The sequence below is a fragment of the Ruegeria sp. ANG-R genome, assembly GCF_000813985.1.
Lineage (GTDB): Bacteria > Pseudomonadota > Alphaproteobacteria > Rhodobacterales > Rhodobacteraceae > Ruegeria.
This window is the reverse complement of sequence record NZ_JWLJ01000003.1, coordinates 105657-129129: the sequence shown is the minus strand read 5'-3', so window position 1 is coordinate 129129 and position 23473 is coordinate 105657. Positions and strand designations below refer to the sequence as shown.

At 57.9% G+C, this 23473-nt stretch carries 19 protein-coding genes and 1 pseudogene; 19 read left to right on the top strand and 1 reads right to left on the bottom strand.

Features of this window, described 5'->3' with window-relative positions; all coding sequences use genetic code 11:
• Window positions 1–2: 2 nt before the first annotated feature.
• The 4 genes from RA27_RS11005 (at window position 3) to rpe (ending at window position 3241) form a co-directional block, all read left to right on the top strand.
• A complete protein-coding gene (locus tag RA27_RS11005; RefSeq protein ID WP_039538525.1) occupies window positions 3–1145 on the top strand; it encodes a glycosyltransferase in 1143 nt (380 codons plus the stop codon).
• Window positions 1142–1894 carry a polysaccharide deacetylase family protein gene (locus RA27_RS11000; protein ID WP_039538522.1) on the top strand — a complete coding sequence of 251 codons (753 nt, stop codon included), beginning with the start codon at window positions 1142–1144 and terminating at the stop codon, window positions 1892–1894. The genes RA27_RS11005 and RA27_RS11000 overlap by 4 nt, the downstream gene beginning before the upstream one ends.
• Window positions 1895–1913: 19 nt before the next feature.
• Window positions 1914–2390 carry a class I SAM-dependent methyltransferase gene (locus tag RA27_RS10995; RefSeq protein ID WP_039538519.1) on the top strand — a complete coding sequence of 159 codons (477 nt, stop codon included), beginning with the start codon at window positions 1914–1916 and terminating at the stop codon, window positions 2388–2390.
• A gap of 161 nt (window positions 2391–2551) precedes the next feature.
• Window positions 2552–3241, top strand: a complete 690-nt coding sequence (rpe, locus tag RA27_RS10990) for a ribulose-phosphate 3-epimerase (RefSeq protein WP_039538517.1) — start codon at window positions 2552–2554, stop codon at window positions 3239–3241.
• A gap of 153 nt (window positions 3242–3394) precedes the next feature.
• Here the strand turns inward: rpe and RA27_RS10985 are convergent, their stop codons facing one another.
• A complete protein-coding gene (locus tag RA27_RS10985) occupies window positions 3395–5488 on the bottom strand; it encodes a 3-hydroxyacyl-CoA dehydrogenase NAD-binding domain-containing protein (RefSeq protein ID WP_039538514.1) in 2094 nt (697 codons plus the stop codon).
• 592 nt (window positions 5489–6080) lie between these two features.
• Here RA27_RS10985 and RA27_RS10980 point away from each other — a divergent pair.
• The 15 genes and pseudogenes from RA27_RS10980 (at window position 6081) to RA27_RS10910 (ending at window position 23410) form a co-directional block, all read left to right on the top strand.
• Window positions 6081–6794 (top strand): DUF4129 domain-containing protein, encoded by a 714-nt coding sequence (locus RA27_RS10980; protein ID WP_241484055.1) that lies wholly within the window; start codon window positions 6081–6083, stop codon window positions 6792–6794.
• Window positions 6791–8107 carry a hypothetical protein gene (locus tag RA27_RS10975; protein WP_052265263.1) on the top strand — a complete coding sequence of 439 codons (1317 nt, stop codon included), beginning with the start codon at window positions 6791–6793 and terminating at the stop codon, window positions 8105–8107. Before RA27_RS10980 ends, RA27_RS10975 begins: the two co-directional genes overlap by 4 nt.
• Window positions 8097–9053, top strand: coding sequence for a MoxR family ATPase (locus RA27_RS10970; protein ID WP_039538508.1), 957 nt, complete (start codon window positions 8097–8099; stop codon window positions 9051–9053). Before RA27_RS10975 ends, RA27_RS10970 begins: the two co-directional genes overlap by 11 nt.
• 143 nt (window positions 9054–9196) lie before the next feature.
• Complete coding sequence (locus RA27_RS10965; RefSeq protein ID WP_241484054.1) at window positions 9197–10348, top strand: DUF58 domain-containing protein; 1152 nt, start codon at window positions 9197–9199, stop codon at window positions 10346–10348.
• On the top strand, window positions 10348–11346 hold the full coding sequence (locus tag RA27_RS10960) for a stage II sporulation protein M (RefSeq protein WP_039538501.1): 999 nt from the start codon (window positions 10348–10350) through the stop codon (window positions 11344–11346). The genes RA27_RS10965 and RA27_RS10960 overlap by 1 nt, the downstream gene beginning before the upstream one ends.
• Complete coding sequence (locus RA27_RS10955; protein WP_039538499.1) at window positions 11343–12266, top strand: RDD family protein; 924 nt, start codon at window positions 11343–11345, stop codon at window positions 12264–12266. Before RA27_RS10960 ends, RA27_RS10955 begins: the two co-directional genes overlap by 4 nt.
• Window positions 12267–12415: 149 nt before the next feature.
• On the top strand, window positions 12416–13189 hold the full coding sequence (locus RA27_RS10950) for a membrane protein (protein WP_039538492.1): 774 nt from the start codon (window positions 12416–12418) through the stop codon (window positions 13187–13189).
• A gap of 71 nt (window positions 13190–13260) precedes the next feature.
• Window positions 13261–13792: pseudogene (locus RA27_RS23690) on the top strand (IS5/IS1182 family transposase).
• 476 nt (window positions 13793–14268) lie between these two features.
• Entirely contained in the window at window positions 14269–15372 is a 1104-nt protein-coding gene (locus tag RA27_RS10940; RefSeq protein ID WP_241484053.1) for a hydroxymethylglutaryl-CoA reductase, read from the top strand.
• On the top strand, window positions 15369–16280 hold the full coding sequence (locus RA27_RS10935; RefSeq protein ID WP_039538484.1) for a UbiA family prenyltransferase: 912 nt from the start codon (window positions 15369–15371) through the stop codon (window positions 16278–16280). Before RA27_RS10940 ends, RA27_RS10935 begins: the two co-directional genes overlap by 4 nt.
• Entirely contained in the window at window positions 16277–18733 is a 2457-nt protein-coding gene (locus RA27_RS10930; RefSeq protein ID WP_039538481.1) for a PEP/pyruvate-binding domain-containing protein, read from the top strand. The genes RA27_RS10935 and RA27_RS10930 overlap by 4 nt, the downstream gene beginning before the upstream one ends.
• A complete protein-coding gene (locus RA27_RS10925) occupies window positions 18726–19826 on the top strand; it encodes a DUF3419 family protein (protein ID WP_039538478.1) in 1101 nt (366 codons plus the stop codon). Before RA27_RS10930 ends, RA27_RS10925 begins: the two co-directional genes overlap by 8 nt.
• Window positions 19823–21154, top strand: a complete 1332-nt coding sequence (locus tag RA27_RS23165; protein ID WP_052265262.1) for a hypothetical protein — start codon at window positions 19823–19825, stop codon at window positions 21152–21154. Before RA27_RS10925 ends, RA27_RS23165 begins: the two co-directional genes overlap by 4 nt.
• A complete protein-coding gene (locus tag RA27_RS10915; protein ID WP_039538477.1) occupies window positions 21151–21996 on the top strand; it encodes a hypothetical protein in 846 nt (281 codons plus the stop codon). The genes RA27_RS23165 and RA27_RS10915 overlap by 4 nt, the downstream gene beginning before the upstream one ends.
• A complete protein-coding gene (locus RA27_RS10910) occupies window positions 21989–23410 on the top strand; it encodes an AMP-binding protein (RefSeq protein ID WP_039538474.1) in 1422 nt (473 codons plus the stop codon). The genes RA27_RS10915 and RA27_RS10910 overlap by 8 nt, the downstream gene beginning before the upstream one ends.
• Window positions 23411–23473 lie beyond the last annotated feature (63 nt).

Below are 23473 nucleotides of genomic sequence, written 5' to 3'. Positions count from 1 at the left end.
TTGTGAAGGTGATGATCGTCGTTACCCACCTGCTGGGCACCGGGCATCTGAGTCGGGCGCTCACTTTGGGACGTGCGTTCGCCGAGCAGGATCATGAGGTTCTTGTGGTCTCAGGCGGAATGCCTGCACCTCAGCTAGACACAAGTGGATTGTCATTACTGGGATTGCCGCCGCTGCGATCTGACGGCACCGATTTCACCCGCCTGCTGGACCAGAACGGCGCCGTGGCAGATTCCGCCTATTTCGACGCTCGGGTAACCGGGCTAACGCAAGCGATACGCAGCTTCGCGCCGCAGGTTCTGATCACCGAACTTTATCCGTTTGGCAGGCGTTCTCTGGCCACGGAATTCCTCGCAACGCTGAGGATCGCGCGGGAGTTGCCTCAGCCCCCGGTCATCCTGAGTTCGATCCGAGATATTCTTGCGCCGCCTTCGAAACCAGAGAAAGCGATACAGACGGACGAGGTTATCGCGGAGTTTTATGACGGCGTTCTGGTCCATTCCGACCCCACAATCACGCCGCTCGACATCAGTTGGCCGGTCACGGCACAACTGGCATCGCGTCTGCACTACACCGGTTTCGTCGCCCCAAGCGCGCCACCAAGCCATCCGGATGGTGTCGGCCAGGGAGAGATTATCGTTAGCGCAGGCGGAGGGTCTGTCGGCCAACCGATCTTTCAGGCGGCCATCGAGGCCGCCCGAAAGATGCCCAACAGGCAGTGGCGCCTGTTGGTGGGAGGGCAGGATGCCGAAGCGCGGATCGCTGAGCTCTCGCACTTGGCCCGGGAGGCATCGGTTACCATTGAAACCGTCCGCCCCGATTTTCGACAGATGCTGCCGCTTGCTGCTGCCTCGGTCAGCATGTGCGGTTACAACACAGCCATGGATCTGCTGCAAAGCGGTACCTCTGCTGTTCTAATCCCGTTCGATGATGGCAACGAGGTCGAGCAGGGTTTGCGCGCGAAATCGCTGTCGCGATTAACCGGGATCGAAGTGCTGAACAGTTCGGACCTGTCCGGGCAATCGTTAGCTAGCGCGCTGCGCCGTGTCTTGTTGGATACCGCACGCGCCCCAATGACCGCAGGTTTCGATGGCGCACGCCGATCTGTGGACATCGCGACAGACTTGTTCGAGGCCAGCCGATGAATCCGGATTGGCACCCCCTGCAGGACGAGCTGCAACGCTGGCAGGATGCCGGATTGACGCTGCCAGTGTGGTGGCGCGATGACGATGCAATAGCGGTAACACCTCAACTCAAACAGTTGACCGCGTTGTCTGGTGAACTCGGCCTGCCCGTCCATCTTGCGGTGATCCCTCGCGATGTAGAGGCCAGCCTTGCGGAATATGTGTCAGACCAGTCTGCATTGGTACCGGTCGTTCATGGCTGGGCGCATCAGAACCACGCGCCAGTCAACGAGAAGAAAGCCGAATTCCGTCTGCACCGCCCGATCGAGGCATTGATTGCGGATGCAGAGGCCGGGCTGACCCGACTGCGAACCCTGTTCGGTGATCAGTTACGCCCGGTTTTCGTACCCCCGTGGAACCGGATCGATACGGAAGTTACTGCTCACCTGCCCAAGCTGGGCTACCGGATTCTGTCAACGGCAACCCCCCGGAAAACTCCAGATGCCGCGCCGGGCATTGCCCAGGTGAACACTCATCTCGATCCCATTGACTGGCACGGAACACGCAGTCTGGTTGAACCCCGGAAGCTGATCACGCAGACGGTGCAGCTGTTGCAGGATCGCCGCACAGGACGGGCGGACAATACCGAGGCGTTTGGGGTGTTGACGCACCATCTGGTCCATGATCAGGACATCTGGATGTTTGCTCAAGACCTGTTGCACAGGCTGCTTGAAGGGCCGGGCATTCCCTGGACCGCACCGTACAACTGAACCCGCAAGGAGAGCCGGAATGAGTCGATTGGATTCCATGCTGCGCCGCCTGACCGCGCAACGCGACGGGCTGAACTGGGCCGCCGCACAGATCGAAAACATAAACGGCGACGTTCTGGACTTGGGTCTGGGGAACGGGCGCACCTATGACCACCTGCGCGAGGTCCTGCCCTCTCGTCGAATCTGGGTAATGGATCGCGTCTTGCAGTGCCACCCGGACAGCACACCGCCAGCGCAGGATTTTCTACAAGGCGAAGCAGAGCCGATGTTGCGAAAGCTGGCGGAAGCAGGCCGAACAATCGCGCTTGCGCATTATGATTTCGGCCGCGGGATAAAGTCTGACGACGTTGCCGAGGCCGCCCGTCTCAGCCCCTTGATCGAACGGGTAATGCGACCGGGCGGGTTGCTGATTTCAGGGCAGCCATTGGTTGGCTTCGATCAGATAGACGGCCCGGAAACCATCGCGCCCGACAGGTATCTGTTCTATCGCGCCTAAGCCGGGTTTCGGGCGCATCCAGACACGCCGCGCCCAAACTCCCTCGGAACACTCGGCAACGCTGTCAGAATCATCTACTGGAATCGGCGCGGCAAGGTCTACCCTTCAACGCGACTCAGGTTTATACGCCGTCGCAACCGTACATCCATATGAGGTCTCTCATGAGCTTTGACCGTTCCATCAAGATCGCACCATCGATCCTGTCTGCCGATTTCGCCAATTTCGGACAGGAAATTCAAGCCATCGAAGCACAGGGGGCAGACTGGGTCCACGTGGACGTGATGGATGGGCATTTCGTTCCCAACCTCACTTTTGGCCCCCCGGCCGTCAAAGCGTTCCGCCCTCATGTGAAAACGGTTATGGATGTGCATCTGATGATCGCCCCGGTCGATCCGTATATTCAGGCGTACGCCGATGCGGGCGCCGATGTGCTGACTGCCCATATCGAAGCCGGTCCGCATTCGCACCGTACGCTGCAGGCGATACGCGCCGCAGGCATGAAAGCCGGTATCGCACTGAACCCCGGAACACCGGCCGAAGCGGTCGAGCATCTGCTGGACCTGACCGATCTGGTGTGCGTCATGACCGTAAACCCTGGCTTCGGGGGGCAGAAATTCATCGATATGACCGCAAAAATTCAGCGTTTGCGCCAGATGATTGGGGACCGCCCTGTGCATATCGAGATCGACGGTGGCGTTGATCCCAGGACCGCGCCTCTGGTCGCAGCCGCAGGTGCAGATGTGCTGGTTGCCGGATCGGCTGTCTTCAAGGGCGGGTCGGTCTCAACTCCGTCAGTCTATGGCGATAACATTCGCGCAGTACGCGCGGCTGCCGAAGGCGCACTGAGTTAACCACTTGGTCTCCCGCCAGTCGTCGACGTTTCTTGCGAAACGCCTCCTCCTGTTGGGCCCGGCATCGCGCACGGCGCGATGCCGGGCCCAAGGCCGCTAGCAATATTGGCGCAGCCAATGTTGCGCGGGCGCGGGAGCTTTTGCTTTAAACCCTCAGCTTTCTTTATTGAGATCATCAAAGCCACGGCCATCAGCTACCAGTTGAACAAGTAATGGCGCCGGTTTCCAGAAATATGCATCTTCCTCGGACCACGTGTCGATGTCATCCAGCACCTTTGGCAGACCCTGCAGATCAGCCCATTTCAGCGGGCCGCCCCAATAGCAAGGAAAGCCGTAGCCATAGAGCAGCGTGACATCCACATCCAGTGGTCGGCGGGCAATACCTTCCCCGACGACCCTTGCCGCTTCATTCACCATCGCGACCATGTAGCGACGCACGATTTCCTCATCCGTAAACGCACGAGGCGAAATGCCTCGCGCTGCACGCTCGGTCTCGATCAAGGGCATGACTTCGGGGTTCGGCTCTCCTTCGCGCTTGCCCTTTTCGTAGATATAGTAGCCCTTACCGGTTTTCTGACCCAAATACCCCGCTTCGCACAGCTTATCCGCATAGAAGCTGTCACGCGCGCGCGGGTCCAGACCCGCAGCCCGTTTGCGTTTACGCGCCGCCCAACCAATATCCAGCCCGGCCAGATCATACACTGCAAACGGCCCCATCGCGAAACCGAACCTGGTCAGCGCGGTATCGATCTGAAAAGGGCTGGCGCCATCCAAAACCATGTGATCCGCGCAAGTCCGATAAGCGCTGAGAATCCGGTTTCCAATGAACCCGTCGCATACGCCCGCCCGAACCGAGACCTTCCCCAACCGCTTACCCAAAGCAAATCCCGTCGCCACAACGTCCGGCGCTGTCTGATCCGCCACCACGATCTCGAGCAGCTTCATCACATGTGCAGGTGAGAAGAAATGCAGGCCGATCACATCGCCGGGCCGTCCGGTCGATCCTGCTATCTCGTTGATATCGAGGTAGGAGGTATTGGTAGCCAATACGGTCCCGTTCTTGCAGACCGCATCAAGTTGCGCAAAAACCTGTTTCTTGACCTCAATATCCTCGAAAACCGCTTCGATCGCCAGGTCAACGCCGCTCAACGCGCCATAGTCGGTCGCCAGGATCAGCTTGTTCTTAAGGATATCCTCCTGATTTTCCGGGCTCAGCTTGCCGCGTTTCACCGCACCGGCCAGATTTGATGCGATCCGATCTTTTGCGGCATGGGCCGCCTCTTGCGTCATCTCAAGCAACACGACCCGAAACCCGGCCAACAGGGCGGAGGTGGCGATCCCGGCGCCCATAGTGCCCCCTCCGATGACACCGATCCGATCAAGGTCCCGGGGTTCGATCCCCTGCAATTCCGGCAGTTTCGAAACTGCGCGCTCGGAAAAGAAAGCATGGATCAGGCCCTTGCGCTGATCCGAGGCCATCAATTCCAGAAACAATTCCCGTTCGCGCGCCTGGCCTGCGGCAAAGTTTTCAGCCTCACAGCTGGCTTGCACGGCGCGCACGGCGATGGCGGGAGAAAGCTGTCCCCGCCCCTTTTTCAACACAGCATCATAGGTCGCATCAAAGTCGATCGGGGTGGGTCTGGCCATATCACAGACCGGACGGCGCGGCGCGTCGGCCTCAAGCAGATCTCGCACATAGGTCAGGCCAATCTCACGCGGGTCTCCGTCCTCCACCTTGTCCAGCACGCCCATCTCAAGGGCTTCGGACGCGCGAACATGCCGCCCGGTTGTAATCATGCCCAAAGCCGCATCGACCCCTGCGACGCGTGGCAGACGCTGGGTTCCGCCCGCGCCGGGAATGATCCCCAGATTGACCTCGGGCAACCCCACCTTCGCAGACGGCACCGCGATACGGTAATGGCAGGACAGCGCGACCTCGAGCCCGCCGCCAAGCGCCGTACCGTGCAAAGCCGAAACCACCAGCAGCGGCGACGCCTCGATGCGATCACATAGCACAGGCAAACTCGGGTCCTGTGGCGGCTTGCCAAACTCGCGAATGTCCGCGCCAGCAAAGTATGTCCGTCCCTGACCGTAGATCAGAACGGCCTTTGCCCCTTCGGATTCGGCACGTTCAATCCCCGCCATAAGACCCCGGCGCACATGGACCCCCAGCGCGTTGACCGGCGGATTCTGCGCCGACAAAACGGCGATATCGCCCTCTCTCTCATATCCGATGACCTGGGACATGTAATCCTGCCTCCTCAAACGAATTGCGTCGCCACGCGGAGTTTCAGGAATCCCCTAAATGACGCGCAACCCGAGACTGACCCGGTCTGCGTTCGTATTCAACCCTATTTTCGACCAACCGTTCGGTTTTTATCTTTGCTTCCAAATTTGTCGCCAACAACTATTCCTGACATCGGCACCAAAGGGACAGGCTGAGTTGACCGGCTATTGAAGTGGTTCTGGCTCATCTTAACCGCCAAAAAATGAAGATGAGATGGGTCATCTGCAGAGGCGCAAAAAAATACCCGATCCCCGCGGTTCTCTGCGCGCGGCACAAGCAAACGGCTGAAGTAGACCAGATGTCGGCTCAGGGTCTGAACCAAAATCGCTTCGCATCGCAGACAATCACTGTAGCGAGCCCGAGGCCATCGCTAGCAGATGGATGAATTTAAGTCTGTCAAAGGCTTTGCAGCCAACGATCAAGCAAAGTGTCTTATAATGTCACTTGGTGGAACGACTTACTGCTGACACAGATATCTTTTGTCAGAAACAAACGATATCTATTAACAACTTAAGATTGCGGGCGGGCAGGCGTTCCACTATCGATATGCACATGAGCCGTCGTCTGCAGTTGATAATCTTAACCAGCCTTCTCCTAGTACCTCGATTGACCGCTGCTCAAGAGGCCAACGAAAATCAGGTGGTGATCGGCGGTAGCGGCGAAGCTTATTTGAAGGCGATCAGATTAAGCCGTGTCGATGCCGACGTGACTTATTTCGACCCGGAAAGCCCACCGCCGCCGATGCACACCCGTCAGAGGCCACGGCCACCCTCTAACTCAAGCGAATGGTCGTTGAACGGCGACATGAATTTTCCAGTTCTGCTTGGCTCCGCAGTTATCCTGATGGCAATCGCTTTTGTCTTCGTCCGCTACGGCAGCGGCTTCGCCGTTATATTCGGACGCCGGGGGGCGAATGCGGTAAGCAGCCGCAGCGGGTCCGCACCGGGTGCAGGATTGGAAACACCATCGCGTCCGGGCAACCTGAATGCGATCCTGCAGATACGGGATCGCCGCGAGGCTTTGATCGAGCTGACGCAGGCCACCCTAAGCGCGGTGACCAGGGCCAATGGGGTGCTGCTGCAGCGCAGTTGGACTGCACGCGACGCGTTGCGCCACCTGCCGGAGGATCAAAATTGTCTTAGCGCTTTGCACCATCTGGTTCTGACGAGCGAGCGGGTGCATTTCGGCGGCCGGGAGGTGAGTGAAGAGGACTTTCAAGCGCATGTCGCGGGCATTCGCCCGCTATTGACGGAGGTGACCGAATGAATCAGTTGGCCACCGAAAAAAAGAAACGTGGCCCCAGAATTGAGACGCTGGCAATTTTGGGTTTCCTGGCATTACTGCTGTTCACGATCTTTTTCATCGTATCTCAGCGTCAACAGGTACTGCGGAGTTCGCCATCGGGGTTTGATGGGCTGCGAATCTGGTTGAATTCGAATGAGGTAAGTGCGCAGAGTTTTCTGGGCGGTTGGCAAGTCGATCAGGAAGCCATCGGCCTGCTGGTGCTGCCGCTTTTTGATACCGCCCTAGATGAGGATCGGGTTCCTCCGAGCACAGAGGAAGAACTGCTTTTACAGCAGGATGAATATGACCTACGGTTCGACGCGGTGCTGGAAAAGGCCAACCGATTGTCGACCCTGGTGATCCTACCCAAATGGCGCAGCGGGATGCGATTAACCGGCCTGGCCCATCCGGTCTTGCTAAGCAGGCGGCAAAATATCGAAATCTTGCTGCAACAGCTAACCGGGCAAAATGATGCTCGGATCGAGTATGCACGCACGCCCTTTTCCGATTTTGATTATTTTGACGAGGGAGATGTCCAGCTTTCGGCTCAGATCTATGCCGCGCAACTATTCACTAGCGCCGCTTGCGCCCCGCTGATTGGCAGTCCAGATGCGATGCTTCTGGCAGAGTGCCCACTGGCGGGTGTGGAGGGGGATGCACGGGTACTGGTGCTATCGGACCCAGATTTGCTGAACAATCATGGGCTGCGCATGGGGGACAATGCCACCATCGCGCGCAGCCTCCTGAGCTCCCTCGCCGGGAAGCGCAACATTATGATCGATTACAGCCGCGAAGTCTGGTTTTCTGATCCCAATGAGAACGTGCGTTACGAGCGGAGCTGGTCTGATCTGAAGCGATTTTTCGACCCGCCATTCCTGACGCTCTGGCTGGGCGGGGTTCTGGCATTGGCATTGTTTGTTTGGCGCGGCTCGCAACGCTATGGCCCGGTGCAAACCGAGGACAGTACTGACACAAGCGCAAAGTCGCTGGCGGTTCAGGCGCGGGCACGTCTGATGCGGTTGTCGGATCAAGATGGCGCCCTGATCGGAGAATATGCGAAGGCGCGACTAGCGGCCTCAGCCTCGGCTCTATTCGGTCCCGCACTTGCCCGTCATTATGCCAAACCTAAGACGTTCTTGAGCTATGTGGCACGGCACAATCCGGATCTCGCGCGCGAAATGGAAACGGTTTTGGGTGCAATCCGGAACCTCCCACACCGGGTCCCACCGGCAGGGGCAATGCGCCATGTGGATGAACTTGAAGCGCTATTGGAGCAGATAAAGAATGACACTTGAAACATTGCGCGCACGTTCGGACGCGCTGCGCGCCGAGATCGGGAAAACGGTGTTGGGGCAGGAGGATGTGGTCGATCTGGTGCTGATCTCGCTTTTTGCGCGCGGCCATGTTTTGCTGGAAGGGCCGCCGGGTACCGCCAAGACCCTATTGGCGCGCAGTTTTGCCGCCGCGCTGGACTTAGATTTCGGACGCATCCAGTTCACCCCCGATTTGATGCCGGGGGATGTGCTGGGCACCTCTATCTTCAATTTTCAGACCAATGATTTTGTCCTCACGCGTGGACCGGTCTTTACACAGGTACTTTTGGCGGATGAGATTAACCGCGCTCCGCCAAAAACCCAGGCTGCGCTCTTGCAGGCGATGAACGAACGCACGGTCAGTATCGACGGCGGTGATCACTCCTTGGGCAGTGAGTTCATCGTGGTCGCCACCCAGAACCCAATCGAACAGCAAGGTACCTACCCCTTACCTGAGGCGCAGTTGGACCGTTTCCTATTTAAGCTTGAGATCGACTTCCCGCCCGAGGCGATTGAAATGGCGATCCTGCGCCAACACGCCAATGCCCGCATCGAGAGCGGTATGGAAACCGATGTTTTGTCGAAAACTCTGGATGCGGCCGCTCTGGCGGAAAGCAGGGCGCTGATCGATGGGATCATTCTGGATGACGATATTCTTGCGTATATCCTGCGGCTGGTTCGTGCCACACGGGAAAGCGCCGAGATTGCCTTTGGAGCCTCTACCCGCGCCGCAGATGCACTTGCGGCAGCAACGCGGGCACAGGCCGGGTTGAGCGGACGCGACTTCGCCATCCCGGACGACGTGAAACGGCTTTTCGTGCCGGCGCTGCGCCATCGCATCGTTTTGGGCGCCTCGGCCGAGATCGAGGGTCGAAATGCCGCGATGGTTCTCGAGAACATCCTCAACCAGATAGAGGCCCCCCGCTGATACGTCCGTCTGCCAAATTGCTGACTGCGGCCTGCGCCGCCCTCGTGTTGTCGGTTCTGGGCGTCACCTTTTTCGGGGGGCTGCGAGAATTGGCGCTGGTACCTTGGGCGCTGTTGGCCTTGCTGGCAGCAACAGATATTCTGATGTCTTTCAGTCCTCGTAAGCAGCTGATTTCCGACATGCGGCCCGAGATTTTCGTGGGCGAGGTGCGGGTACTGAAATTGCAGGTTCCCGACGCACCGAGGGAACTGCAGGCGCGGCTGGAGTGGCCTGAGGGATTGAGCGGTGCGGCGGAATTCATGTTCAAGATCGGACCGGATGGGGTCGGGTCGGCTGAGATTGAATGCCGCGGCATACGCCGCGGCATCTGGGCCTTCGAACATCTATGGCTTAAATGGCCCTCCCGCCTACAGCTTTTTGAATTCGTGCCACGATTGGATTTCGTGCTGGAGGTGCGGGTGGTACCCAACATCCGGCTGATTCAGTCAGGTGAAATCGCCACGACGGTTAAATCTACGCTTTATGGTGTGAAGGAAAACCGCGCCATCGGCGAAGGGTCGGAGTTTCACCAGTTGAGGGATTTCGTGCATGGCATGGACGTGAAATCGATCGACTGGAAACGCTCGGCCAAGCGGCGGGAGCTCGTGGCCAAAGAATTGAGGGCCGAGCGCAATCACCACGTCATTGTCGCGCTGGACAATGGCTATCTGATGCGTGAGGAGATCGCCGGTCTGCCCAAGATCGACCATGCGGTGACAGCCGCGCTGGCCGTGGCTTGGGCAGCGGCAATCGGCGGTGATCTGGTAGGGTACTACGCCTACGACGTGCGTCCGCGATCTTTTGCGGCACCGCGGGCAGGACGCCAGACCTTTGCACGCCTGCGCAGTTGGACCAGTGAACTGGCTTATGTAGGCCATGAGACCAATCATACCTTAGCCCTGACCGAATTGAACGCCCGCACCCCAAAACGCAGCCTGATCATCATTTTCACCGATTTCATCGACACGACCTCGGCTGAACTGCTAGTCGAAAACATCGCCATTCTGGCCAAGCGTCATTTGCTGATCTTCGTCACCATCCGCGACCCTGAGGTTGAGGCTTTGGTAGAGGCTGCGCCCAGGGATCTGGATGGGGTCGCCGCGCTGGTGGCAGCAAACCAGACGATCAGCGAACGCCGCCTTGTGCTGGAGAGGTTGGCACGCCTGGGGGTCACGGTACTGGATGCGCGTCCGGACACCGTGACGGCCAAGCTGATCTCGACCTATCTGGAAATTAAGGCGCGGGAGTTGATCTGATGGCTGAAAGCGATCTCATCCGTTCGGCCCGGTTCCGGAAAAAGCGTGAAGCCGACTGGCGGCGTCTGGAAACGTTGGTTAGCCAAGCCGAACGCGTCGGGCTACAGCGGATGGAGTTCGCGGCTGCCCGCGATCTGGCGGCGCTGTACAAAAATGCGACCACATCACTTGCCATAGCCCGCGAAATCTCGTTGGACAAGGCGTTGCTGGACTATCTCGAAGCACTAACTGCGCGCGCCTATCTGTCGGTCTACGCACCTCAGGAGCGTCTGGGCGGGCTTGTGCGCAAGTTTTTTGTAAGTGGGGCACCGACAGCTATACGTCGGTCTTGGTTGTTCATCGCGATTGGTTTTCTGTGTATGGGGCTGGGGGGGTTGGCAGGGTATCAGCTATTTCTGGAAAACCCGGCCTGGTATCACGTATTCATGCCACCCGAACTGGCCGGAGGGCGCGGGCCGACATCAACCACCGAAGAACTGCGGCAAATGATCTATGATGATGAACCGAGCGCCTCCGGGCTTGGAGCCTTTGCCACTTATCTGTTCTCGCACAACACCCGCATCGCAATCTTTGTGTTTGGCCTTGGGGTGTTCCTATGTGTGCCCGCGATCCTGCTGACCTTTTACAATGGTCTGTTGCTGGGTGCGTTTTACGCGCTGCACGTGGAACGCGGACTGGGCAGCGATCTTGGGGGATGGCTATCGATCCATGGAGTAACCGAGTTGGCGGCGATCTGCATTGCCTCCGGTGGAGGGGTGCAGCTAGGGGCAGCGATCCTATTTCCCGGGAAACGAAGCCGCCGCGCTGCGCTGCGCCACGCGGGCCGAGATGCGGTGAAGTTGGCACTGGTGGCGGCCTTTATGCTGGCGGTGGCTGCCCTCGTGGAAGGGTTCGGGCGTCAGCTTATCCAGGATAAAAGTGCGCGGTATCTAATTGGCTGGGGGTTGGGATTGTGCTGGCTGGCTTGGTTCACTCTGGGCGGCAAGGCGTGGAAATGAGACTGTGGCGACGCAAATGCGACACTACGCCGCCGCCATCGGCGGCTGAGCTGATCCCGCCAGAAGGCGTACCCCTTTATCTTGAGGTGGCCGGGCTGGGCGTGCGACTTGCCGCGCAGATTACGGATGTGGGCATCACGCTGGTCGCCGCCATCGCAGCATTAATTCTACTCATGTCTCTTGGGGTTGCCGAGCCGAGTACGCTGATCGCTATCGGCAGTTTACTTTTCTTTGCAATCCGGGTGCCCTACTACGTCATAGCCGAGTTGGCTTGGAACGGGCAGACCTTGGGCAAGCGGTTAATGAAGATCAAGGTTGTCTCACATGATGGCAAGTCGTTGGGCACCCATGCGCTGGTGCTTAGGAACCTGATGAAAGAGGCCGAAATATTCCTGCCTGCAACCCTGCTTTTGACCCTTGATGCCGCATCACCAGTGGCCACGGGACTGGCGCTGGTCTGGATACTTGGGGGACTGCTTGTACCGCTGTTCAATCGTCATAGACAGCGACTTGGCGATCTCATGGCAGGCACCCACGTGATACACCTGCCAGTACCGGTGCTGCTGATGGATTTGGCTCAGGTCCCGGCCAAAGAGACCACAGCGACAGAAAGCTTTACCTTCCTAACACATCAGCTTGACCAATACGGCGCATTCGAGTTGCAGACCCTCGAAATGCTTCTGAGGGCGCAAGAAAAAGGCGGGTCGCCGGTTCGGTCGCAAAGCAACAAAGCCACCATTGAAAGCGTTGTCGAAAAAATCCGCCAGAAGATTGGTTACGCGAACAAGGTGCCCGAAACCGAGCGACTGAGTTTCCTCAGGGCGTTCTACAATGCACAGCGCGAACATCTTGAAAAGCGCCAACTGTTCGGTGAGCGACGCATGGACAAACATTATGCGGGCAACGACAACTCGTCGTGATCAAAATCGATAACCGCCCCTTTTCTGACCAAAAATCGACTTGCAGAGGCCGTTTTTTAAATTCAATTACCGGCTTTAAGAGGATACTGCACACAACTTTTAGAAGATTATCGCGCAGCAATTGAAGTACAAAAAAGTGAGGTTTAATAATGGTGAGCTCAACAGAATACGGCGGCAGTGAGTCTCTCGGCGTAGGTAATATCGTGGGTGAGAGTTTTTCGATCCTCTTCAAAAACTTAATTGCCGTAATCCTGCTGGCATTAGCACCGACGTTGTTGAGCTCGTTGATCGCAGGCATGATGGTCGGCGCGGATGTTGCGCTGGGTGTCGAAGAGCCAGATTTCAGTACTTCTTCCAGCCTTGCCAACTGGATGCTGACAATCATTTTACAGATCGTATTCTATGCCCTTGCCACAGCTCTGCTGGTGCAACTGGCCTATGATTCCAAGCTGGGACGTCCACTACAGCTCGGCCGCTATTTTTCACCAGCTCTGCGGGCGGCCATTCCGATTGCGATCCTGACGACGATCAGCAGTATTCTCGCCGGGCTCGCGTCGCTTGCTTTCATAATTCCCGGGCTATGGGTTTATGCAGTTTTCTCGGTGGTTGCGCCTGCCGTAGTCATTGAGGGAGCAGGATTTCGCGGTCTTGGGCGGAGCATGGCACTGACCAAGGGATATCGCTGGCCGATCTTTGGCACGTTGCTTCTGATCGGGATTTGTGCCGGGATCGTTAATTTTCTAGCCGGTATTGTTGCCGACATGCTGGTGGAGGCTGGAAACTGGGCAATGATGGCCGGGTTCTCAGTTATTGCTGCATTTGCTGCGGGGTTGACCGGTATCTCGATCGCTCTGATTTACGCCCGCCTGCGCGAGATTAAAGAAGGGGTAAGCGTCGATCAAATTGCGTCGGTATTCGATTGACCCCGTAGGCTCAGGATGCATTGAGTTTCAGTGCGCTGCATAATTCACGGCGCGGAAAACGGAGCGTTGAACTGAGCGACGTTTTCCGGCCAACCGCCGAGCAGATGGGCGAGCTTTTCGTTTTCTTCCCGTAGTCGCATGGCAAGCCATGCGCCAATGACAAAAGGCGGCTGAGCGGCATTATGTTCATCAATCGCAATGGGTTGCGATGACGTGGCGCCCCCACGGAATACGGACCGCACAAGACGCTTTATAGCCAATGGAAGCGTTGAAGCGAGAAAGCTATCTTCGCTCGGATGATGGTCGGCCCGGCAGCCGGACGCGACAAGGAAAAGCCCGTGGCGATCGACGCGCCCCAACTAAAGGCGCATCTTACCGCGGCCAGCATGGCTGCGACAAAGGGATACGCGCCCGCACCCCTGGTCGAGAGCAACGCAACATTTCCGCGACGTATGACAAGCGCCGCTACAAACGACGCAGCCGCATCGAGATCATGCTTGGCAGGCTCAAGGATTGGAGACGCGTGGCGACACGTTATGATCACTGCCCAGGGCCTTCCTCTCCGCAAGCGCCCCCGCAGCAACCATCATCTTTTGGTTATGAAGCCTGACCCTAATCGGACACATGCTGTCTCAGCACAACTCGCATCTAAACTCGTGGCTAAACTGTGCCCAAAGTTTGATCGCTCCGCGTTTAGCGTCAGAAGGGTTACATTCCTTTTGGCGGTGCTTGCCGTGCCCAAAATGTCTTGCAGAGAATACCAGTACCTTCAACTGCGACAAATGCGAGACCCTTTGGGATCAAACACTTGGTTGATGGACATTTGGCTGGATTTCGGCCTTACAACTGATAACTTGCCAACGCATCGGTTTTTTGGCTGCAACACATCTGTACAGAAAATCTATTGGAGCGCGCTTTTGGTAATTCCGTTTCACGTTCGGGAAATGCTTCAACGCATAAAAGCACGATTTGACGCCGACCAGATACCGCAGCATATGGCGTCAAACGACGCAAAGTTTTCAACATTGCGGCCGTCCCGCAAACCTACCGCTGAGATGGTGGCTCGTTTTTGGGACAAGTTGAGACCCACAGCCAGTGAAGAGGATCAGGAGGCGATCGCAGATCGAGCAACCGTCGAAGACGCTGAAACGTACGGTACCAATATCGAGAACTTCATCGGGACGGTAAAGCTACCTGTCGGGGTCATTGGTCCTTTGCGACTGAACGGAATGAACGCAAATGGCGATTTTCATGTTCCCCTCGCAACGACCGAGGCCGCACTGGTCGCCTCCTACGCACGGGGCGCATATGCCGCCACCCGGGCAGGCGGGGTCAGCACCGCCGTGCTGTACGAAGGAGTGCTGCGGACCCCCGCATTTGTGTTCGAAAGCCTACTGAAGGCAGGGCAATTCGTGGACTGGGTAGTGACAAACGTCGAGACGCTCAAGTCTGCGGCGGAAGCGACGACCCGCCATGGTAGGCTTATATCGCTGGAGCCGTTTATTGACACAAACGTCGTTTTCCTGATTTGCCGCTACACCACAGGTGACGCGGCGGGTCAGAATATGGTGACAATCGCCACCGACGCCCTGTGCCAAGCAATCGCTGACAGCTGCCCTGTTGCGCTTGAGAACTGGTATGTTGAAGGCAATTTCTCGGGCGACAAAAAGGCCTCGGCGCTGGGGTTGGTGACGGGACGCGGGCGCAAGGTCAGCGCCTCGGTTACGCTTCCGGCCGAGATTGTTGAAAAGACGCTGGGAACAACGGTCGAGGCGATGCTGGACTATGGTCGTGTCGCCAATCTGGGGGCGCATTTGTCTGGCCAGTTTGGGGCGCAGGCGCATTATGCCAATGGGCTGGCGGCGCTTTACATCGCAACCGGACAGGACGCGGCCTGCGTTGCCGAAAGCGCAATGGGTGTCACACGTATGGAACCAAGGGGTGACGATCTGTTCTGCTCGGTGACGCTCCCCAACATCCTTGTTGGTTCAGTCGGTGGTGGCACCGGTTTGCCAAGCCAAGCAGCAGCGCTGAACATACTCGGCCTACGGGGCAACGGTTGTGGCACGGCTTTGGCAGAGGTTGTCGCAGCGACATGTCTATGCGGAGAAATCTCCATCGTTGCCGCGATAGCTGCGGGTCACTTCACCCGCGCCCATGAAAGTCTGGCCCGCCAAAGATGAGTTCGCAGAACCGATTTTGGATCTATCAATCCGAGCGATTTCCGCTGAAGAAAACCGTCCCTCTGCTGCTGGTGTTTTCCTCGGCCAGCATCTGCGTGTCCGCCCGTCTGGCAGACCGCCCCCTGCCCGAGTGGCCCGCATTTGCCGCCGGTTTTGTGCTGGCCATGGCGTTATTCTTCCAGATGCGGGTCTGTGACGAGTTCAAGGACGCCGAGGACGACCGGCGGTACCGTCCCGAAAGGCCGATACCACGCGGATTGGTCTCACCGGGCGAGGTTCTGAGCCTGGGTTTGCTGACGATCCCGCTGGCACTTGCTGCGGCCTGGTTCTGGCACCCGTCGATTTTGTGGCTGTTGGGTGCGGTCTGGATCTGGCTCGCGGCGATGACGGTTGAATTCGGTGTCCCGGCCTTGTTGAAGGCTCGGCCGGTTCTGTACTTGCTAAGCCATATGGCAATCATGCCCTTGATTGATTTGTTGCTGACCGGTCTCGAATGGATACCGGCTGGCGGGGCGGCACCCTCGCTGTGGCTATTTCTGGCGTTGTCCTTTGTGAATGGCTGCGTCCTTGAAATCGGGCGGAAATTGTGGGCGCCTGAAAACGAAATCGCCGGGGTCGATACCTATTCCGCGCTATGGGGTCCGCTTCTGGCGGGACGTATCTGGTTCGGCTGCGTCCTGCTGTCCTGCGCGCTTCTTGTCGGCACGGGCAGCGCCACCGGAGTCGGCTGGCCAAGCGCCCTGATCGGCGCGCTGGCGCTGATTCCCTGCGGGGTTGCCGCATTCCGTTACAGTCAGGCGCCAACTGTGAAAGCGCAGAACTGGATGGATACTGTGTCCGGCCTGTGGGTGTTTTTTTGCTATGCCACTGCCGGGTTCCTACCCTACCTGATCGGAGCCGTTGTATGATTTTCATTGTGGCCCAAGCGGATGCCAAAGATGCCTCAGTTGTCGGTGGTAAAGCGGCAGCCCTGTCGCATCTGACGCAGCACGGATTTTTCCCGCCCGCGTTCTTTGTCATCACCAATGACGCGTTTCGCATGGGGCAATCCGGCCCCATCGCGCAAAAAGGCCTGCAATCGGCTGTGACCGCCGCACTCGAGACGCTCGGACCCGGACCTTTTGCGGTACGCAGCTCTGGCCAGTCTGAAGATGGTGTGGATCACAGCCATGCGGGACAGTTCGAGTCGGTCCTGAACGTTCCCGACAAGCGTGTGATCGCGGCTGCCAAGCAGGTTTGGCAATCCGGTTTCTCAGCAACGGTCGAAACCTACCGTGCGGTCAAATCCGGCGGCGAGGCCGAGGCTCCTGCGATCATCGTGCAACGCATGATCGACGCCAAAACGGCCGGCGTCGCCTTTTCCGCCGATCCGGTTAGTGGTAGGCGCAATGTGGTCGTGATTTCGGCCATTGATGGCCTTGCAGAAAAGCTCGTGTCTGGTGAAGCAGACGGAGAAGACTGGGTCGTCGGCGCGGATGGCGCACCGGAAAGCGCACCAGACACCCCCGCACATTTGACCGTACCTGAGGCGCAATCCATCGCAGCCCTTGCCCGAAAAGCCGAAGCGCTGTTCGGCTCCCCTCAGGACATCGAATGGGCCATTGATGCGCAAGGGTTACATATTCTGCAGGCTCGGCCGATCACTACAGCCCTGCGCCCCTCTCCGCTCGAAGACCAGACACTGACGATTTTTGACAACTCCAATATCGTTGAAAGCTATCCCGGCATCGTCAGCCCGCTGACCTATTCCTTTGCCTTGCATGTGTATTCTCAGGTGTATCGCGCTTTCGTCAGGCTGTTGGGTGTGTCCCAGCACACGGTTGCCAGGAACCCAACCGTGTTTGATAATTTGCTTGGGCGGGTGGACGGGCGTGCCTATTACAATCTGATCAACTGGTATCGCGCGCTGGCGCTATTGCCTGGGTTTTCGCTGAACCGCGACCACATGGAAACGATGATGGGCGTTTCTGAACCGATGCCACGTGAGGTCACGGATGCGCTTGCGCCGCCGCCCACCAGCGGCTGGCGCAAACTTGTGGAGTACACAAAGCTGTTAAAGGTTGCGAGCGGTTTGATCTGGCAAGCCATCCGACTGCCACGGACCCGGCGTGATTTTTATCGCAGGTTGAACGACATCTTGCAGACGGGGTTGGATGTAGATGCCTCGAACGCGACCGAACTGGCAGCGGAATTTCGACGCATCGAAAGCACCCTGTTGGATCGTTGGGACGCCCCGCTTATCAACGATTTTCTATGCATGATTGCCTTTGGCGGCTCGCGCAGTCTGCTGCAAAAGTGGCTGGGCGAGGACGGGTTGACCCTGCACAATGACCTCATGATTGGGCAAGGCGATATCGTCTCGGCGGAACCCGCTCAACGCATTGCCCGGATGGGAGAGTTGGTCCGGCAGGCGGGTCTTGCCGCACCTTTGAAGGCCAATGCACATCTGTCAGTTTTGTCAGGACACAGGCAAATCGAAGCCGAAGTTAATGCGTATCTTGAGAAATTCGGCGACCGATGCACGGAAGAACTCAAGTTGGAAAGCGTCCCGCTACGCGACGATCCCACCAGCCTTTTGCTGGCCGTTGCAGCCAGCGCCGAACGCCCTCCATCCGGGCGCCAGAAAGGCGTTGAACCGGACTGGCAGGCGCTGTTTCCGGCAAACCCCGTCAAACGGCAGTTGGCCACGTGGATTTTGGGTTGGACCAAGGCACGTGTGCGCGATCGTGAAAACCTGCGTTTTGAACGCACGCGTATCTTTGGTTATGCGCGGCGTGTGTTTTTAGGCATCGGCCGGGAATTCGCCGCCCGTGATCTGCTTTCAACACCAAGGGATGTATTCTTCCTGACAACACATGAGGTTCTCGGAGCAGTCGAAGGCTACAGCCTGTCGCCTGATTTGAAAGGCATCGTTGAGCGACGCAAACAGGAGGATGAGGCCTCGTCCCGACGTCCCGACCCGCCGGAACGCATCGAAATCCGTGGCCCCGCCATCGCGCCGGTCTGGTCCGAAAGCGCCGAAGCCGAGGCGGACACGGCACGGGTGAAGCACGGCACGGGCTGTTCCGCAGGACAGATCAAGGCGCGCGCGCGTGTGATCCGCGATCCACGCACCGAGGCTCTGGACCCCGGAGACATCCTGGTCGCCCGCCACACCGACCCGGGCTGGATCGCCGTATTCTCAAACGCATCCGCCATCGTCGTCGAACGAGGGTCGTTATTGTCCCACTCAGCCATTGTCGCGCGAGAACTGGGTATCCCGTGCGTGGTTGGCCTGAAAGGCGCCACGAACTGGATCGAAGATGGCGAGATGGTCCGGGTCGACGGAGCAAGCGGCGCGGTGGAGCGGTGCGATGGGTAGCAGTGAGATTGAGGAAAAAGCGGATTTCGACCATATCCGCTATGCCCAACTGTGGGAGGACGCAGATGTTCTCACCTCCGCCTTGGGCGATTGTGCGGGCAAGACATTGGTGTCCATCTGCTCGGCCGGGGATAATGCGCTGGCGATGCTGACGCTCGATCCCGCGCGCGTTGTTGTTCTGGACCTTTCACTAGCCCAGATCGCCTGCCTCAAGCTGCGGATCGCAGCCTACAAAGTGCTGACCCATCCCGAGTTCATTGAGCTCACAGGCTCGCGGCGAAGTACCCGACGGGGTGCCCTACTGAACCGGGTTCTGAAGGCCACCGATGCCGAAACGCGCGCTTTCTGGCGGGCTCTGATCCCGGATGCCGAAAAGCACGGCATCGGCGGCGTCGGCAAGTTCGAGCGCTATTTTCGCATCTTTCGAACCTGGCTGCTGCCTCTTGTGCATTCACGGCGTACGATTGACGCAGTGTTCGTTCCCCGCGCTCCTGCAGAGCGACAGACGTTCTTCGACACGCGGTTCAATACGGTGCGATGGCGTCTTTTGCTGAACATCTTCTTCTCTCGCTTCGTCATGGGTCGCATGGGCCGGGACAGTGCCTTTTTCGACCATGTTGACGGCAGCCCCGCTAAACATGTCGCCCGTCGCATCCGTCATGCAGGGGTCACCACCGATCCCTCGCAAAATCCCTATCTGCACTGGATTCTCAAAGGCGATCATGGCGACGCGCTGCCGATGGCGTGGCGTCCCGAGCATTATGAGACGATCCGATCCCGGCTGGATCGCCTGGATATCCGCCATGGATCGCTTGAGGCTTTTGTATCGACAGGTGAGAAAGCCAGCGGGTTCAACCTTTCCGACATCTTCGAGTACATGTCGCCCGAGACCTTCCGAGAGGTCTACGGCTCTGTCCTGACCGCTGCCGAGCCAAACGCCCGGTTGGTCTATTGGAACATGATGGCACCCCGTCGGGTTCCTTCGAAATACTTGGATCGCGTCGAAACCCTGACCAACATCGAAACCCAGCAGAAAGCCCGCGACATGGCATTCTTCTATTCGGATTTCGTCGTCGAAGAGGTTCAACCGTGACTGTTCTTGGGCAGATTCTGCTGGCGGCGGGGTCCGTGCTGGCACTGATCGGTGTCATGATGGTCATACGCCATCTGGCCAGTACAGCGGGCCTGAACCCCGAAGTGCAGCGCAAGCTTATGCATGTCAGCACAGGCCTATTTGCACTGCTTCTGCCTTGGCTGTTTCCCGATCGCTGGCCGGTTTACATGCTGATTGCGGCCACAATCCTGGTGATGCTGGTGCTACGCCTGCCCCGTTTTTCTTCGGGTCTGGGCGCGACCCTGCATGGCGTGGAGCGTACCTCCTATGGTGACTTTCTACTCGCCCTGTCGGTTGGGCTATGCTTCCTGCTGGCAAGGGATAATACGCTGTTCTACATTCTGCCAATCGCCGTTCTGACACTGGCGGATGCAGCCGCTGCGCTTGCCGGGACCACGTATGGAACCAAACGCTACGTGGTAGAAGATGGCGATAAGAGCTTAGAAGGATCAGTCGTGTTTTTTGTCGTAACGCTATTGGTTGCGATCATCTGCTTCTTGTTCCTATCGAAACTCCCGCCATCTAACATCATGATGTTGTGCCTTATGGTTGCAGGCTTTGGCACTTTGGTCGAGGCGCAGAGCTGGCGGGGGTTTGACAACCTGTTCCTGCCGCTTGGCTTGTTGATCTTTTTGAACGGCCACTATTACAGCTCTTTGGCAGAGCTCGCCCTGTTGGCTGGCATGTTCTTTGCCGCCCTTGCCAGTTTCGGCGTGGTTGGAACCAAACTGGGCCTGACCAAACATGCGACCCGTGTTTATGTTGTCGCGATTTTTTTGCTGCTGGCCGCCGCAAAATTGCAGAACACAGTACTGCCGATCATGGTTCTTGCCGCGCACGGCTGGGCGCGTACTGCGTCGCCTTGTGACAGTAGGTACCCCGATCTGGATATCATAGCAGCCTTGGGGCTTTTGGGATTTGGTTGGCTTGCGGTGGGAAATGCAACGGGATGGGATGCGGTATCCTTCTTTGGGCTCAGCGCGATGGGGCTGGCTATGGGCCTCGCTGCTGTGGCGCTGCGTCCCATTCCTATTGTTATACCGCTTGCTGCGGCTGTCCTTTATTTCATTCGGGCTTGGGCTGTTTCCCTGAATTCTGAACAGTCGAACTGGGCCGAACCACTGACGATTCTGGCCCTGTTGTCGCTATTTTGTACAGTCGCAGTGCCGCTGCTCCGACCACATTGGTTCGAAAAAGACCGAGTGCTCAGGTTGACGCTGTTGGCCCTCGCCCTGCCCTTGATTTACTACGTTTGGATCGTTGCTGGATCGCTTGGTGCAGGGTTCTTTACCGGAGTCGTTTCATGACCAAAGAGACCATCAAAACAGCGGATGCAAAGCTGACCGTTTATCTGAACGGTCCGAGCTGGGACGGCGTTCCCGCCGCGACCTTCGGCGATTTTTCCTGCAAAACGCCCGACGCGGGTGCCGAAATCCTGTTCAAAGGGGTAGAGCGGGTACAAGACGCGGGCCTCGACCGCATCATTGGGCCAATGTCGGGCGACACCTGGCACAGTTACCGGTTTGTCTCGGACAGCGACGGGTCCGCTCCGTTCCTTATGGAGCCTACCAACAAACTTCATGAGCCCGGGGTTTTTCAGTCGGCAGGCTTCACAGAGATCAGCCGATATTTTTCGGCCCGGGTGCCGTTGCGGACCGCCGCTGGATCAGCACCCCCTGAAACCGATGGTATTGTCGTGGAAGAATGGGATGGAACAGACCCCGAGGCCCTGTTTCGTCAGGTCTTCAAACTTTCGACCCGTGCGTTCTCAAACAACGCGTTCTACACGCCGATTTCCGAAACGGATTTTCTGGCCATGTATATGCCGGTTGTGCCGATGATGAAGCGCGACCTGATCCTGTTTGCGCGCCGCCGCGACGGGACACTGGCCGGGTTTCTGTTCGGCATTCCCAACTATGCCGAAGGCCCCAATCCGAATTCTGCAATCCTTAAGACCTATGCCAGTCTCGAACCGGGTGCCGGGCGGCATCTGGCCCACAGGTTTCACAAGACGGCGTTCAGCATGGGATATGAAACCGCCATCCATGCGCTGATCCATGATGACAACACTTCTGCCGAGCGCAGCGCCGCCGAAGGCGCGACGATCTTCCGGCGCTATTCCCTACTTGGGCGCAAGCTGAATGGCTGACCTGCTGTCCCATTTCGCCGCTGCGGTTGAGCGGACTCCGAACCGAACAGCCATCGTGGACGGCAAGGGTCACCAGATCAGCTTTCAAGGCCTTCAGTCGCGCGTTCAGCACTTGGCTGGTCGGTGGCAGGACAAGGGTATCCAGCCGGGGGATCGTGTCCTGATGGCCATGCCCGTCAACGCGGACCTCTATGCCAGTCTGGCCGCCCTGTGGTCCCTTGGTGCCACCGTTGTCTTGCCGGAACCGGCTATGGGACTGTCTGGTCTGCGCCATGCCGCCCGGACCACAAAACCAAAAGCGTTCTGTGCGGCGGGCGCATATTCGTTACTGAAGTTTCTGTTTCCCAGCCTTTGGACCCTCCCCCTGCTGACGCCCGGAGAAGGCCACAGCACCCCGACGGTGCACAAGGTGCAACCGGACGATGTCGCCCTTATCTCCTTTACCTCCGGCACGACCGGTCAGCCCAAAGCCATTCCACGCTCGCACGCGTTCCTGATGGCACAGCACGATGCCATCGCGCCCCTCCTCCACAGCAACAATGCCGAGCGTGATCTGGTCGCCTTTCCGGTGTTCACCCTGATCAATCTGGCGGCCGGACGTACAAGTGTTTTGCCCAACTGGAAGCTCAGCAAGCTGAGCCGCCTGTCGTCCGGCCAGTTGGAAAGCTGGATTCAAACGCAGCAGATCACCCGCGCCCTGATCCCCCCATCACTATGTGAGAAACTGGTCCAATCCGGCAACACCGGCCCGCTACACACGGTGTTCACCGGCGGCGGTCCGGTGTTTCCAAACCTGGTGGAAGCGTTGATATCCCGGCACAGTCTTTCGGTTATGTGTGTCTACGGATCGACCGAAGCTGAACCGATTGCCCATCTCAACGCACGCGACATCTCGGCGAAGGATCACCGCGATATGGCTGCTGGGATGGGCCTTCTCGTGGGCTACCCGGTGCCGGACATCATGCTACGCATCCGCGACGATGAGATTCAAGTCTCCGGCGCGCATGTGAACGACGGGTATTTGAACCCAACTCACTCAGAGAAAAACAAAATCAAGGAAGGTGACATCATATGGCACCGGACTGGTGACGCCGGTACGCTGGATGATCACGGGCGTTTATGGCTGTGGGGGCGGGTCGGGTCCGAAATTGAAGTCGCTTCAGGTATTCTCTTTCCCTTTGCAATCGAAGTCGCAGCACAGCAATGGCCCGGTGTAGACCGATGCGCTTTTGTCAAAACGAAAGCAGGCCCCACTCTCTGCGTCCAGGGATCCCGGACTCACCTCAATGATTGGAGTAAATCTGCGCTTGGTTTTGGCGTTCCAAATGTAATTTCGATAGACAATATGCCGATGGACAAGCGTCATGCCTCCAAAGTCGATCGCGCGAAACTTAGACGTATCTTAGAGACTTAACGCAGTTCGGCTCGAAAGCCGCTGTGACACCCCACCTGAGCGAGCCCATCGCTACGAGCAGTT

Excerpts from the sequence above, each read along its gene's own strand:
- RA27_RS10930 (WP_039538481.1), top strand. The coding sequence starts at position 16,277 with ATGATTTTCATTGTGGCCCAAGCGGATGCCAAAGATGCCTCAGTTGTC.
- RA27_RS10910 (WP_039538474.1), top strand. The coding sequence starts at position 21,989 with ATGGCTGACCTGCTGTCCCATTTCGCCGCTGCGGTTGAGCGGACTCCG.
- RA27_RS10960 (WP_039538501.1), top strand. The coding sequence starts at position 10,348 with ATGGCTGAAAGCGATCTCATCCGTTCGGCCCGGTTCCGGAAAAAGCGT.
- RA27_RS11000 (WP_039538522.1), top strand. The coding sequence starts at position 1,142 with ATGAATCCGGATTGGCACCCCCTGCAGGACGAGCTGCAACGCTGGCAG.
- RA27_RS10975 (WP_052265263.1), top strand. The coding sequence starts at position 6,791 with ATGAATCAGTTGGCCACCGAAAAAAAGAAACGTGGCCCCAGAATTGAG.
- RA27_RS10915 (WP_039538477.1), top strand. The coding sequence starts at position 21,151 with ATGACCAAAGAGACCATCAAAACAGCGGATGCAAAGCTGACCGTTTAT.
- RA27_RS10995 (WP_039538519.1), top strand. The coding sequence starts at position 1,914 with ATGAGTCGATTGGATTCCATGCTGCGCCGCCTGACCGCGCAACGCGAC.
- RA27_RS10935 (WP_039538484.1), top strand. The coding sequence starts at position 15,369 with ATGAGTTCGCAGAACCGATTTTGGATCTATCAATCCGAGCGATTTCCG.
- RA27_RS10965 (WP_241484054.1), top strand. The coding sequence starts at position 9,197 with ATGTCTTTCAGTCCTCGTAAGCAGCTGATTTCCGACATGCGGCCCGAG.
- RA27_RS10980 (WP_241484055.1), top strand. The coding sequence starts at position 6,081 with ATGAGCCGTCGTCTGCAGTTGATAATCTTAACCAGCCTTCTCCTAGTA.
- RA27_RS10955 (WP_039538499.1), top strand. The coding sequence starts at position 11,343 with ATGAGACTGTGGCGACGCAAATGCGACACTACGCCGCCGCCATCGGCG.
- RA27_RS10950 (WP_039538492.1), top strand. The coding sequence starts at position 12,416 with ATGGTGAGCTCAACAGAATACGGCGGCAGTGAGTCTCTCGGCGTAGGT.
- rpe (WP_039538517.1), top strand. The coding sequence starts at position 2,552 with ATGAGCTTTGACCGTTCCATCAAGATCGCACCATCGATCCTGTCTGCC.
- RA27_RS10985 (WP_039538514.1), bottom strand. The coding sequence starts at position 5,488 with ATGTCCCAGGTCATCGGATATGAGAGAGAGGGCGATATCGCCGTTTTG.
- RA27_RS10925 (WP_039538478.1), top strand. The coding sequence starts at position 18,726 with ATGGGTAGCAGTGAGATTGAGGAAAAAGCGGATTTCGACCATATCCGC.
- RA27_RS10970 (WP_039538508.1), top strand. The coding sequence starts at position 8,097 with ATGACACTTGAAACATTGCGCGCACGTTCGGACGCGCTGCGCGCCGAG.